At 73.4% G+C, this 13,469-nt stretch carries 11 protein-coding genes; 4 read left to right on the top strand and 7 right to left on the bottom strand.

The genetic code is table 11. From position 1 onward, the window contains the following. Positions 1–8 precede the first annotated feature (8 nt). The gene (locus AB0P35_RS29060) at positions 9–1,757 is read left to right on the top strand and encodes a GAF domain-containing protein (protein WP_363516469.1); all 1,749 of its coding nucleotides are present in this window, start codon (positions 9–11) and stop codon (positions 1,755–1,757) included. 21 nt (positions 1,758–1,778) lie between these two features. Here the strand turns inward: AB0P35_RS29060 and AB0P35_RS29055 are convergent, their stop codons facing one another. From AB0P35_RS29055 to AB0P35_RS29040, 4 genes are all read right to left on the bottom strand, one after another. After that, positions 1,779–2,591 carry an HAD family hydrolase gene (locus tag AB0P35_RS29055; RefSeq protein ID WP_363516466.1) on the bottom strand — a complete coding sequence of 271 codons (813 nt, stop codon included), beginning with the start codon at positions 2,589–2,591 and terminating at the stop codon, positions 1,779–1,781. 86 nt (positions 2,592–2,677) lie between these two features. Then, on the bottom strand, positions 2,678–3,574 hold the full coding sequence (locus AB0P35_RS29050; RefSeq protein ID WP_363516463.1) for a hypothetical protein: 897 nt from the start codon (positions 3,572–3,574) through the stop codon (positions 2,678–2,680). Between the two features lie 91 nt (positions 3,575–3,665). Beyond that, the gene (locus AB0P35_RS29045; RefSeq protein ID WP_363516461.1) at positions 3,666–4,145 is read right to left on the bottom strand and encodes a hypothetical protein; all 480 of its coding nucleotides are present in this window, start codon (positions 4,143–4,145) and stop codon (positions 3,666–3,668) included. Between the two features lie 101 nt (positions 4,146–4,246). Beyond that, positions 4,247–5,008: a hypothetical protein gene (locus AB0P35_RS29040; RefSeq protein ID WP_363516459.1), complete on the bottom strand. Its 762-nt coding sequence runs from the start codon at positions 5,006–5,008 to the stop codon at positions 4,247–4,249. Between the two features lie 249 nt (positions 5,009–5,257). On the opposite strand from AB0P35_RS29040, the gene AB0P35_RS29035 reads away from it, so the two are divergent. Then, positions 5,258–7,186: a hypothetical protein gene (locus AB0P35_RS29035; RefSeq protein WP_363516457.1), complete on the top strand. Its 1,929-nt coding sequence runs from the start codon at positions 5,258–5,260 to the stop codon at positions 7,184–7,186. Between the two features lie 105 nt (positions 7,187–7,291). Here the strand turns inward: AB0P35_RS29035 and AB0P35_RS29030 are convergent, their stop codons facing one another. Together AB0P35_RS29030 and AB0P35_RS29025 are read right to left on the bottom strand one after the other, a co-directional pair. After that, positions 7,292–7,786: a hypothetical protein gene (locus AB0P35_RS29030; protein WP_363516454.1), complete on the bottom strand. Its 495-nt coding sequence runs from the start codon at positions 7,784–7,786 to the stop codon at positions 7,292–7,294. Further along, on the bottom strand, positions 7,776–8,288 hold the full coding sequence (locus AB0P35_RS29025) for a SigE family RNA polymerase sigma factor (RefSeq protein WP_363516451.1): 513 nt from the start codon (positions 8,286–8,288) through the stop codon (positions 7,776–7,778). The genes AB0P35_RS29030 and AB0P35_RS29025 overlap by 11 nt, the downstream gene beginning before the upstream one ends. A 135-nt stretch (positions 8,289–8,423) precedes the next feature. Between AB0P35_RS29025 and AB0P35_RS29020 the strand changes: the two genes are divergently transcribed. Further along, complete coding sequence (locus tag AB0P35_RS29020; RefSeq protein WP_363516448.1) at positions 8,424–9,965, top strand: HD domain-containing phosphohydrolase; 1,542 nt, start codon at positions 8,424–8,426, stop codon at positions 9,963–9,965. 138 nt (positions 9,966–10,103) lie between these two features. Then, entirely contained in the window at positions 10,104–10,406 is a 303-nt protein-coding gene (locus AB0P35_RS29015) for a hypothetical protein (protein ID WP_363516527.1), read from the top strand. A 247-nt stretch (positions 10,407–10,653) separates the two neighbouring features. Here the strand turns inward: AB0P35_RS29015 and AB0P35_RS29010 are convergent, their stop codons facing one another. After that, positions 10,654–13,404 carry a right-handed parallel beta-helix repeat-containing protein gene (locus tag AB0P35_RS29010; protein ID WP_363516445.1) on the bottom strand — a complete coding sequence of 917 codons (2,751 nt, stop codon included), beginning with the start codon at positions 13,402–13,404 and terminating at the stop codon, positions 10,654–10,656. Between the last annotated feature and the right edge of the window lie 65 nt (positions 13,405–13,469).

Raw genomic sequence — 13,469 nt, 5'->3', positions numbered from 1 at the left:
CTCGCTGCATGGAGCCGCACCGCGTTCCCGAGATCGCCGCGCTGGGTCTGGACACCCTGGTCAGCGAGGTGGCCGAGCGCCTGCAGTCGGCCGCCGCGGTGACCGACCGGATGCAGCGCCTGCTGGAGGCGGTGGTCTCGGTCGGTGCCGGCCTGGACCTGCACGTGACCCTGCAGCGGATCGCCGCCGGCGCCGCTGAGCTGGTCGACGCCGAGTACGCGGCCCTGGGCGTGGTCTCCCCGCACGGCACCGGCCTGTCGGACTTCATCCACGTCGGCATCGACGACCGGACGGCGGCGAGCATCGGCGAACTCCCCTCCGGCCGCGGCATCCTCGGCGTCCTGATCGACCGCCCGGAGGCACTGCGGCTGGCGGACCTGCGGCAGGACCCGCGCTCGTCCGGCTTCCCGCCGCACCACCCGCAGATGACCTCGTTCCTGGGGGTGCCGATCCGGGTCCGCGGCGAGGTGTTCGGCAATCTGTACCTCACCGAGAAGCAGGGCGGCGGCGGTTTCACCCCGGAGGACGAGCAGGTCGTCCAGGCGCTGGCGACGGCCGCCGGGGTCGCGATCGAGAACGCCCGGCTGTACGAGGAGGGGCGGCGGCGCGAGCGGTGGATCGCCGGTGCGGCGGCCGTCACCACGGCCCTGCTCTCCACGGACGAGGCCGAGGTGGCGCTGACCGTCGCCGCCGAGCAGGTCCGGGACCTGGCGGACGGCGCGCTGGGGATGATCCTGCTGCCGACCTCGGACGGGCAGCTGCGGGTGGCGCACGCCTCCGGTGAGGCCGCGGAGTTCGTCCGCGGCGAGCTGATGCCGCAGGGCGGCTTCGCCGGTCTGCTGCTGGCGGGGGAGAGCGTCTTCTTCGACGACATGTCCACCGATCCGGACGTGGTGATCCGGCTGGCCCGCCGGTTCGGTCCGGCGATGGCGGTGCCGATGGTGTCGGCGGGCCGGGTGCTGGGCGGACTGGTGGTGTGGCGCGACCGTGGGGCGGCGCCGTTCACCGACGGCGAGAAGCAGCTCGCGCAGACCTTCGCCTCGCAGGCGGCGCTGGCACTGCGACTGGCCGAGGGCCAGCGGGACCAGCAGCGGCTGGCGGTGTTCCAGGACCGCGACCGGATCGCCCGGGACCTGCACGACCTGGTGATCCAGCGGCTGTTCGCGACCGGGATGATGCTGGAGGGCGCGGCCCGCCGGGCGGTCGTCCCGGAGGTGCGGGAGGGCATCGGAAAGGCGGTGGACGAGCTGGACGCGACGATCCAGGAGGTCCGCACCACGATCTACGCCCTGCAGCACGACACCGGGGGTGAGCCGGACACCCTGCGCACCCGGGTGCTGCGGGAGGCCAGCCAGGCCGGGGCGGCGCTCGGGTTCAAGCCCTCGGTGGGGTTCACCGGCCCGGTGGAGAGCCTGGTGGGGGAGGGCACGGGCCGTCAGCTGCTGGCCGCCCTGCGGGAGATGCTGTCCAACACGGCACGGCACGCACGGGCCTCCCGGGTGGCGGTGGAGGTCGACGCCACCGTGCACCTGGACGCCGAGGGCCGGCCCTCCGGCGGCGACCCGCAGCTGCTGGAGAGCGGGCGACCGGGCGTGCTGCTGACGGTCACCGACGACGGTGTCGGCATCCCCGAGGGCGGCCGCCGCAGCGGTCTGCGCAATCTCGCCCGCCGGGCGGAGGCACTCGGCGGCGACGCCTGGCACGAGCCGGGTCCGCGTGGCCGCGGCACCCGGGTCCGCTGGACGGCCCGGCTCTGACCGCGCCGGTCGTCGGGCAGCTCAGAAGAGCGTCTCGATGACGGCCGCCACGCCGTCGTCCTCGTTGCTCACGGTGTGCTGGGCCACCGCGGCGAGCACGTCCGGGTGGGCGTTGGCGACGGCGTACGAGACACCGGCCCAGGCGAGCATCTCCAGGTCGTTCGGCATGTCGCCGAAGGCGACCACCTCGGAGCGGTCGATGCCCTGCTCCTGACACCAGCGAGCCAGGGTGCTGGCCTTGGTCACCCCGGCGGCGCTGATCTCCAGCAGGCTGACCGGACTGGAGCGGGTGATCTCCGAGAGGTGCCCGGCGGCCTCGCGGGCCCGGACGAGGAACGTGTCCGGGTCGAGGTCCGGGTGCTTCGCCAGCAGCTTGAACAGGCCGTCGACCCGCCCGTCGGCGATCAGCTTCTCGGCGTCCGCGACGGGGTGCTCCTTGTCGGACTCCCACATCACCAGGGTGTACTCGGGCTCCCGCGCGAAGCCGCCCGGGAACTCGAAGGCGAACGCGGTGCCGGGCAGCCGCTCGCGCAGCGCGCGGACCACCGCCAGGGCCTCCTCGGCCCCGAGCGGGAAGGTCTCCAGCAGTTCGCCCCGCCGCACGTCGACGACCGCGCCGCCGTTGGAGCAGATGGCCACCCCGTGGCCGCCGATGTGCCCGCTGAGCTGCGCCATCCAGCGCGGCGGCCGTCCGGTCACGAAGACCACCTGCAGGCCGGCCCGCTCGGCCGCGGCGAGCGCCGCCGCCGTCCGGTCGGAGACGGTGCCGCCGCTGCACAGCAGGGTGCCGTCCAGGTCGGTGGCGATCAGGCGGGGGCGCGGGGTGGCGGTCACCGGTCCATCTTCGCCTACCGCGCCGCGGGCCCGGGAGGGGGCGGGTCCGGGAGGGGGCGCGGTGTCCGCCCCCTCCCGGGCGGGGCTCAGGCCGCGTGCAGCGTGAGGGCGGCGGTGTGCAGCGTGCCGCCGGTCTGGAACTGCAGGTGGAGCCGCCAGTCACCGGGCTTCGGCAGCTCGGCGTGGAAGGTCAGCTCGGGGCCCCCGGCCGCGCCCTCGGCCGCCTGCGGGTGCAGGTGCGCGAAGGCCTGGTCGCCGGCGTGGAAGGCGGTCAGGTGGGCGAAGGTGCCGAGGTAGGGCTGCAGGTCGGTGACGGGCCGGCCGTCCCTGCTCACCGTGACCTTGAGTTCGGCGGCCGTGCCGGCGGTCAGCGCGCCTGAGACGGTGAGGGTGTAGCCGTCGACGGCGGCCGTGGCCGCGGCGGGCGGCAGCGGGGTGTCCGCGGCGGTGCCGGGCACCGTCAGCGGGCGGCTGAGCACCAGGTCCGTCCCCGCACCGGCCCCGGCGTCCGGGACGAACGAGGCGTAGACCCGCCAGCTGCCGGGCGGCAGCGCGGCCAGCGGCGCCGTCCAGGTGCCGTCGGCGGCCATCGTGGGGTGCAGGTGCTGGAATCCGGTGAGGTCCGAGCGGATCGCGTAGAAGTGCATCGGCTTGGTCTGCTCGGGCCGGAAGGCGGTCAGCCGGGCGCCGTCCGGGCCGGTCACACCGAACCGGAGTTCGGCGGGGGCTCCGGCGGGCAGCTGTGCGACGGCCAGGTCCAGCCGGTAGCCGCCCTGCTCGGCGCCGAGGCCGTCGCCGGCCGAGGTGTGGTCGGCGCCGGCGTGCGCGGAGCCGGAGGCGGTGGCGTGGCTGTGGGTGTGGCCGTCCGAGCCGTGGTGCATGCCGGACATGCCGTCGCCGCTCGCCGCCGAGCCGCAGCCGGTCAGGGCCAGTGCCAGGAGGGCCGCGGCGAGGACGCGGGTACGGCGGTTCTTCGTGCTCACAGGTGTGCTCCGAGGTGTACGGGCCCCTCGACGGGGGCCGCGGGAAGGCGTGCGGCGGCGCCCGGCCCCACGGGGGAGCCGGGTGGCGTGCTCACCTCCGCGCCACGCACACCTTCAGCAGTAGGCCGCGCCCGCCCGCCGGCGGGGCACGCCCGCTCGCCCCGGCAGCGGGAAGGGCTCCCGGGCCGCCCGGGCCGGCGATCGCGCCGTCCCCGGCCAGCGGCGCCGGACCCGGTGCCGGCAGCGGGGCGCCGCCCCGGGCCTGGGTGGAGACGCAGTGCCAGGCGGTGCCGTACGGCTGCGCGGCCCGGACGGCCGGTCCCCCGGTGGTCGGCCCGGCCGAGCCGGTGCGGTGCGTCGGGACGGCCGGCATCGGGACCGGGCGCATCGGGACCGGGCGCATCGAGGGTGCGGGCATCACGGCGGCGTGCGCCGAGGCGGTGGGCCGGCCCGGGCGGCCGTCCCCGTGGCAGGACCCGGCCGCCGAGGCGGGGCTGCCGTGCATCAGGAAGAGGCCGAGCAGCACCGCGTACAGCACGGCGGCCCGGGCACCGGTCGTTCTGCCGCGCACCCTCCGCCCCCTTCCGCCGCGCCGTCGCCGTGGTCGTTCCGCTCCGGCCGACGATACCCCCTCCCCGTATCGGCGGCCGGAGCGGACACCCCGGCGTCCGGCTACTGCTTCGGCAGTTTGGCCAGCAACGCGGCCAGTACCGTGCGGGACTGCTCGCGGGCGGCGGCCACGCCCTGCCCCTGCTCCACCTCCACGAACACGTCGACGACCACCGACCCCTTGCGGGCCGCGAGGTGCACGAACGGGAACTCGGCGAAGGCGCCCAGCGCGGCCGTCTGCCCCTCCTCGGCGTAGACCTCGTCGGCGGCGGTGGTCCGCGGCGGGGCCACCTCGCGGGTCGCGCGGTACGTCCGGCCGTACTGCTTGTCGACCACCTCCTGGCAGCGCCGGGCGTCGGTCCGCAGGGCGGCGACCGCCTCGTGCGCGTCCTCGGCCCGCACGTAGACGTCGGCCGTCGAGCGGCCGTTCACCGCGGTGGCCGCGCCGCCCGCCGGAGCCGGGCGGCGCACCGTCCGGGCCATCGTCCCGATCCGGCCCGTGCCCTGGGAGTTCGGCACGTACTCGCAGGAGGTGTCGACCATCCGCTCCGCGAGCGAGGCGACCTCGTACGGCTGGCCCGGCACGAACCCGGCCGCCCACTCCTGCGGCTTCAGGGCCACCGACGCGGCGAGCGACGGGGCATCGGGCGCCTCCACCACCGCGGGCGCACTCGCGCCGGCCGCCCCCGCGGCGGTCGGCGCGGTCGCCGGCGCGGAGGAGGGCGCGGCAGCACCGCCCGTCCCGGCGTCGGAACAGGAGGAGAGCAACAGGAGGGAGGCGAGGCCGAAGACGGCGGCCGACGTGCGCATGAATGGACTGGTCACGGAGAACTACTAAATCATCATCAGATTCCCATGGGTGGAGATCCGTACGACCGTCGCATGACGCCGCGTCACCGCATCGGCCCCACCACGGTCCTGTGCCCGGGTGCCGGCCTGCGCGGTCACCCGCCACCCCGTACGTCGTGGACGGACCGGCCTGCGATAGAAAGGCCCACGAAAGTTCGCCCCCGACAGGCCGCCGGGCCATGGCCCGGGCGCCGACGTCCCGTCCCGCGATCCGGAGCCGCTCCCATGATCCAGCCGTCCGTTCGGCGGACCCACCCGCGAACCGCCCGCCGGACAGCCCTGTCCGGCCTTGCCGCGGCAGCGCTGGCCTGTGCCACCGTCCCACCGGCCGCCGCCGACCAGGGCGCGCCCCTTCCGCCCCCGGCCCAGATCGGAAAGTTCGTGCCGACCGGGCCCACCCGGATACTCGACACCCGCACGGCCGTCGGTGTCCCCGCCGCACACCCGGTCGGCCCGGGCGGCAGCATTCGGGTGCCCGTGGGTGTGCCGTCCGGCGCCAAGGCCGTGGTCATGAACGTGACCGCGATCAATCCCACGGCCGACGGCTTCGTCACGGTCCACCCGGACGGCACCGCGCGCCCCGGTACCTCGAACCTGAACTTCCGCGCCGGCCAGACCGTTCCCAACCTGGTCACCGTCCCGGTCTCCAACGGGTACGTCGACTTCTACAACCTCCGCGGCACCACGGACATCGCCGCCGACCTGGCCGGCTACTACACCGACGACCCGGCCGTGCCCGGCTCCTCGTTCCAGCCGCTCAGCCCCGCCCGCCTGCTAGACACCCGCACGTCCACCGACGACCGGGCGAAGGCCCCGATCCACGCCGGTGCCACCCTGCGGCTCCAGGTCGCCGGCCGGGGCGGCGTTCCGGCGGGTGCCACCGGTGTCGTGATGAACGTGACCGCGACCGGCTCCTCGTCCGGCGGCTACCTCACCGTCTTCCCGCACGGCACGCCCCGGCCCGCCACGTCGAACCTCAACTTCGTCGCCGGGCAGACCGTCCCGAACCTGGTGACCGTCCCGCTCGGCGCGGACGGCAGCGTCGACCTCTACAACTTCCTCGGCGACGTCGACGCGGTGGCCGACGTGTTCGGCTACTACGAGAGCGCCCCCACCGGAGCCGGCTTCGTGCCGTTGACGCCCGGCAGGGTGCTCGACACCCGCGACGGGACGGGCACCGGTGGCGTCGTGCAGCGTGTCGGCTCCGGCCGGCACGTCTCCCTGCGGGTCTCGGGGGCGAACGGCATTCCGATGACCGGCCCGGCCGCCGTCGTCCTCAACGTGACCGCCGTCAGGCCGAGTGCGGCCGGATACCTGGCGGTCGGGCCTAGCCTCGAACCCCGGCCCGCCACGTCGAACCTGAACTTCACCGCCGACCAGACCGTGTCCAACCTGGTCGTCGCCCGGATCGGCCGCAACGGGTTCGTCGACTTCTACAACAACAGCGGCGACGTCGACGTGGTGGCCGACGTGTTCGGCTACTTCCAGCTCCCGACGCACGGCCCCACCGACCTCGGATTCCCGCTCCCGTACCAGGGCGTTCCGAACTGCACGAGCACACCCGGCGTGCTCCAGCCGCGCTACCTGTCCCCGACCGACCGCGCCTTCAACCTCACCGCGCAGTTCTTCCCCGTCCCCGGTGCCACCGCGCCGCAACGCGGCCGGTTCGTCCTGACCGGCCCCGAGGGCAGCACCGTGGTCGACACGGCGGAAGGCACCGGCCACCTGCAGGGCGTGGCGCACAACCTGACGCCCGGCGCGACCTACACCTGGTACGCCTACGCCACCGACGGCGAGCACTCCTCGGAGCCCAGCTACCCGTGCAGCTTCCGGGTCGGCACCGACGCCGTCCCCGAGCCGCCGGACGTGACGGCGGATCCGCAGTCGTACCCGATCCACGTCGGCGACACGGTCAAATTCACCATCACCGAACGCATCGTCAGCCCTGCCGACCGGGACAGGGTCGCGTCCTTCCGGTACTGCGTCGTCAAGGCATCCTGCGCCACCGTCCAGGCGGTCGACGGCCGTGCCACCTTCACCCACACCGTGACCGACCGGTACGACCTGATCGTCGGTGCCACCGCGACCAGCGTGGCCGGTGTGTCCGGCCTGAGCAGCTCCTCCGGCTGGGGCGTCGTGCCGGACCCCGAGTAGCCACAGCTGCCCCAGCAGACCCGAAGCCGGCCCGGACCAGTACCGGGCCGGCTTCGCCGCCTTCTCGGCCGGGGCACGCCGCCCGCCGGGGCATCGGGCGTGCTGTCAGCCGATCAAGGCAGCGGTCACACGGTCCCCGACGACCCTGACACACACCCTGGAGGCGCGGCGCTCAAAGGTGATCGCGAAGTTCGTTCCGTCCCGGCTGATGATCTGCAGGTCGCGGTGCTCCGTGGCCGCCAGCGTGCGAGCGGCCTCCAACGTCAGTCCGACGTACTGACAGGATCGGAAGTCCCCGAGCCGGTCGACCGGGCGGTCGCCGGGCAGCGGCGGTGCGGAAACGCAGTTCGGTGCCGTGGGTGTGCCGATCGGCTGTGTCGACACCGGACCGTCCACACGTGATGACGGTCCGTCGGCGACCTGCACCGTGATCGCTGCACCCGCCGCGATGCAGCCCGCAGCAAGCCCCAGGGCGCAGTTGCGCACGCGCCGCCGCCTTCTGACGAGTGCGGTCACCCTGTCCGGGCTCGCACCGAGCGGCCCGGCCCGGTCCGCTGCGTCGAGCAGCAGCTGCCTGATCACGTCCTGTTCATTCACCATGTCCGTCCCCATCGAGAGAGGTGAGCACCAAGACCTTGCCGAGCCTCGCGACGGCCTCGCTCAGGTGCCGCTTGACCGTCCCCGCGCTGCAGCCCAGCCGGGCGGCCACCTCGGCCACCGACAGGTCCTCGTAGAAGCGCAGGACCACGCAGGCGCGCTGCCGCGGGGAGAGGGTGTCGAGTGCGCCGACCACGTCCATCCGATGACCACTGGCGGCAGTGAAGTCACCCGTCGAGGCCGGCGTCGCCAGACGTGGGAGCAGGCTGGTCCAGCGAGCCCGGCGACGGTGCTGGTCGAGGTAGCGGTTCAGCATGACGCGACGAACGTACGGTTCCGCGGACTCGACACTCCAACCCCGTCGGGGCCGGGCGAACACCCGGACCAGTGCGTCCTGCACCAGGTCGTCCGCCTCCGTACGGTCACCGCACAGCAGGTACCCGTACCTCTTCAGCGCGGATCCCCTGACCTGCACGAGTTCGCCCGCGACGTCATGCCAGCTCACACCTCACCTCTTCCTTCTCCCTCTCGCCGACTCCCACGAACGACGGACGCATTTCGTTGGCCTGTCCCGCAGGATTCGTACGCTGCGCCCGGTGGGCCGGTCGCGAACCGGCCGGGACTCGGCTAGAACGGAGGCATGGGCGCCGCTGTCGCGGGTGCCGGGGGCGCGCCGCGCCTGGCCGAGGTGCTCGCCGCCGTCTCGCTGGTCACGGATCTGGGGATGGGCGAGGAGCAGGGGGAGGCGGTCCGGGCGTGCCTGGTGGCGGTCGGGCTGGGCCGGCGGCTCGGGTTGACCGGGGAACGCCTGACGGAGGTGTACTACACGGCGCTGCTGCACCACATCGGCTGTACGGCCACGGCGGCGGAGGAGGCCGCCCGGTTCCGGGTGGACGAGACGGTGCTGCGGCCCCTCGTCACGGTCACGGACTTCACCGGTCCGACGGAGATGTTGCCCTTCCTGCGGGCCGCCACGGCGAAGGTGCCGCCGGGCCGGCGGCTCGGGCTCGCCGGGCGGCTTGCGGCCTCGAACCGGTGGGGCGCGGGCGTGCAGCATGCCACCTGTGAGGTGGCGGCGGCGATGGCGGGACGATTGGGGCTCGGGCCGGGGGTGCAGGAGGCGCTGCACCAGCAGTTCGAGCGCTGGGACGGCAAGGGCGGACCCGACGGGGTGCGGGACGAGGAGTTCACACTGCCCGCCCGGATCGCGGTGCTCGCCGCCCAGGCCGTACGGCTCGCCGCGACCGGTGGGCCCGCGGCAGCGGTTGCGGCGCTGCGGAAGCGCGGCAGCTGGCTCGGCCCGGGTCTGGTAGCCGAATTCGGAACGGACGGCACCGACTTGCTCGCCGAGACGACGGACCCGTACGAGGACGCGTTGGCCGCCGAGCCGGTGCCCTGGCGGCGGCTCGCCGACCCCGACGTGGATCGGCTGGCCGCCGCACTCGGCGACCTGGCCGACCTCAAGTCGACCTTTCTGCACGGGCATTCACGAGGAGTGGCGGAACTCGCCCAGCATGCGGCCGAGCCGGGGGACCGCACCCTGGCGCGACGGTCGGCACTCGTCCACGACCTCGGGCGGATCGCCGTACCCAGCCGGATCTGGGACATGTCCGGCCCGCTCACCGCGCTCGACCGCGAGGCCGTCCACCTGCACGCCTACCACGGGGAACGGGTACTCGGGCGCTGCGCGGCGCTGCGCGAACTGGCCACCGTGGTCGGCCAGCACCATGAGCGGCTCGATGGCTCCGGCTACCACCGGCAGGCCACGGGTGCGGCCGTGCTGCCCGCCTCCCGGCTGCTGGCCGCAGCCGACGTTTACCACGCAATGACCGAACCCCGCCCGTATCGAGAGGAGTTGAGTGCCGCGCGTGCGGCTGTCGAACTCGAACGCGAGGCCAGGGAGGGGCGACTCGACCCGCAGGCCGTTCATGCCGTCCTGGACGCCGCCGGCGCCGCCAGGCACCGCAGCGCCCCGTGGCCGGCCGGACTCAGCGACCGCGAGGTGGACGTGCTGCGGCTGCTCGCCAGGGGCAGCACCAACCGGGCCATAGCCGAGCGGCTCACGATCTCGCCGCGCACGGCCGAGCACCACGTGGAACACATCTACGCCAAGACCGGGTGCGCGACCCGCCCGGCGGCAGCCCTCTACGCCATGGAGCACGGGCTGCTCACCGGGCACTAGCCGGACCGGCGGGCTTGCGAGAGCAACGGTCGGAAGATGGGGGAAACCACCGATGCGGCGCGCCACCGGTCCCGACGAACCTGGAAGTCGAGAAGCCGGCCGACCTGGGTCGGCATCGAACCGAAGGAGATGGCCGTGATGTACGCACGGCTGAGCACCTACCGGGGCGACCCGATCCCCGCCGCGCAGGACCTGACCGCCGACAGCGAGCCCGCACTCAAGCAGGTCCTCGAGATCCCCGGCTTCCGCGGCGTCTACCTGCTGGCCGACCGTGCCGACGGGAAGACCCTCACCCTCACCCTCTGGGCGGACGAGGCCGCGATGCGCGCCAGCGAGGTCCGCGCCACCGAGATCCGCGAGGAGAGCGCCGAGCGCGACCGAACCGCCATCGTCTCCGTCGAACGCTTCGAGATCGGTTTCGCCCACCTCGTCGAGAGCTGAGCCGATCGCTCAAGCCCGAAGGGTGTCGTCACCGCGGGTTGCTCTGTACCTCACCCGCCGGAGCGCACGCGCAGGGTCCGGGGGATGCCGGGAGCACGGACGGAATCGGTCGTGGCAGGGGGCGTTGGAGGTGGTGTGCCGGAGGCCGATGCGAGAGAGGTGCCTTGCTCCGGGCCGGAAGCAAGGCACCTCTGTGCGTCATCCCTGTCCGCGTCAGTCGCTGACCGGAGTTCGGGCCGAGTGAGCGTCAGGCATTCTGGTAGTAACCGAACATGTCGACGATCAGGTCGATGTCGCCATCGCTCTGGTTGAAGAAGTCGATGACGCCCCGGCCCGGCGTGACCTGCACCAGGTTCGGCACGGTGCTGCCGCGCCGCCAGTTCAGCGACGAGGTGTTCGGCGGGTACACCGGATACGGGTGCCCGCTCCTGTAGTCGGCGAGGACGTTCGGGTCGGAGGCCACGGCCAAGTAGCCGTCGGCGCCGGTGTTGGTGACGGTGGCGTTGAAGACGAACGCCGGGATGTCGGTGTGGGTGGTCATCGACATGTAGGCGTAGTAACGGCCCTTCAGTGGGCCGCTGCCCCAGGTCGCCGGGTCGCGGGTGTCGAGCAGCCGCTCCGGGGCGACTGGCATGAACGCGCCCATCTCGTAGTCGCTGTAGTAGCCGACCACGTCGACGACCACGTCGGCCCCGGCCCAGGCGCCGTTGAACAGCCGGATCTTGCCGTCCGCGCCCACCGGGACGACGGCCGAGTTGGCGATGGTCTGCCCGGAGGTGAAGTTCAGGTTGGACGCGGTGGGCGTGGCCTGCCCGCTCGGGTAGACGGTCAGGTAGCCGTCCCCGCGCGGGTTGGTGACGGTGACGTTCAGCGCGACCGCGGTGATGCTGCCGTTGGGCAGGCCGGGGGTGGCGCCGGCGATCTGCGCCGGGATGGAGCCGCGTCCGGGAATCTGGCCACGCGGGGCGCCGGTGCCGTTCCGGGTGTCGACCAGCCGGCTCGGGCCGACAGGGGCGAAGCCGGCCGCGGCCGTCGGGGTGAAGTAGCCGGTGATGTCGGCGACCAGGTCGGTGGTGCCCCGGCCGCCGTTGTACAGGTCGACGTGGCCGTCGGCGCCGATCGGCACCATCACCAGGTTCGGCACGGTCTGGTTGGCCCGGTAGTTGACGTTCGAGGTGGTCGGCCGCGGGCCGCCGTCCGGGTACGCCGTGACGTAGCCGTCGGCGGCCGGGCCGGTCACGGTCAGGTTCAGCACCGCGGCGGTCGCGTTCGCCGGGATGCCGTTGGCACCTCCGACCTTGAGCTTGACCGTCCCGTACGCCGGGATCCGGCCGACGGCCGCGAGACCCGTGCCGTCCCGGCTGTCCAGCAGCCGCTTCGGGCCGTACGCGGTGTACTGCGAGCCGAGGGTGGAGACCTTCACCGTGTTGCGGATGGTGTTGCCGGTCTTCTCGTAGTCGGTGACGGTGATCGTGTAGTCGCCGAGCTTCTCGTAGGTGTGACCCGCGGTAATCTTCACCGGCTTGTCGCCGTAGAAGTTGAGGACGTCGACGGCGCTGCCGTCGCCCCACTGGATGTAGACGTCCTGGGCGACCGGCAGGGTGGTCACGTCCAGGTCCAGCGAGACGCCGAACGCGCTGGTGTTCTTCGCGGTCAGTGCCATCGCGAAGCCGGGGTTGTTGCTCTGGAACTTGACCGCTCCCCGGTCGGACATCGGGCCGTGTCCGAAGTAGTCGGTGGTCAGGGCGCCGGGCGCGGACTGGTTGGCGGTGCCGATCGCGGCGGAGCCGGTCTGCAGGGCGTAGGCGACGCCCCAGTCCCCGCCGCTGTTGACCTGCTGCGGTGCGACCGTCTCGACGGTGTCGTGCGCGCCCTGGGTCTGCGCGGCCTTGAAGGCGGCGACGGTCGGGTACGCGGTGCCGGCCCAGCGGTAGGGCCCGGCGCCAGTGGCGGACTCGGCGTAGAAGTCGTTGTAGTCGGTGGTGGTCGCGGGGGCGGACTCGGCCGAGACCGTCACGGCGGGCTGGCCGGAGTCGCAGTCGGCCACGGCGGCCGTCTCGACCAGCAGGTTGTTCTGGATCGACACGGCGGTCGAGGCGCCGTCCACGGCGATGCCCGGGAGGCAGCCGCGCTGAACGGTGTTGCCGGTGACGTTCAGGCCCTGCACTCCGGTGGCAGCGATGCCGCCGGTCGCCTGGTACGTCGTCTGGGTGTTGTCCGTGGTCGCGCCTCTGACCAGGTTGCCGGCCAGGGTGACGTCCTTCGCCCCGGCGGCCACCGAGATCGTCGCGCTGCCGGCGACCGGGTAGAACATCGAGGCGTGCGATCTGGTCACGGTGATCGCGCTCGACGTGCCGTCGATGGTCAGGGCGTTGCCGCCGGACCCGTCGAGGCGGTCGGAGTCGAGGGTGATCCGGCTGGAGCCCTTGACGAGCAGGCTCGGCGCGTTACCCCCGGCGAAGGCGAGATGACCGACCGTCACATCACTGACGCCGTCGAGGGTCAGGGCGGGCCTTCCGGCCGCGTTGTTGAACGAACTGATCTGCGGGGCGTTGGTACCGCCGACGAGGGTCAGACCGGAAGTGCGGACGACCACGGCCTCCATGTCCCCGGGTGGGCTGACCCCTTCGTCCTTCCCGTCGACCCGGACGGTGTCGCCGGGGACGGCCGCGTCCACGCCGTGCTGCAGGCTGCAGAACGGCGCCGCCTGGGTGCCCGTCCCGGTGTCCGTGGTGCAAGTGGTGCGGGTGAGGACGTAGACCGTCCGGCCGGTGGACGGCACGGCGGCGGCCCGGGCGGCCACCACGGCCCGGCCCTGCACCCGGGACGAGTTGCCCGCCGGGCTGGTGAACGTCTTGGCGCCGGGCAGTTCCCACCCGCTCCGGGCCGGAGCCGGTACGGCGTTCGGGACCGGGTCGGCGGCGTACGCCCGGCCCGGTAGGAAGGCGAACCCGGCGGCAAGAGCCGCAGCGGTCGCAACGAGACGGCGGTTGTGCACCGGCCCCCCAGTTTTAGAAGGATCTGACAATCACCCCTGTGGCGGCGTCAGGCTACAAGAAGCCG

It is taken from the genome of Kitasatospora sp. NPDC085879, from assembly GCF_040686255.1.
Taxonomy (GTDB): Bacteria; Actinomycetota; Actinomycetes; order Streptomycetales; family Streptomycetaceae; genus Kitasatospora.
The sequence above is the reverse complement of the archived record's forward strand: the minus strand, read 5'-3'. Positions and strand labels throughout refer to the sequence as shown.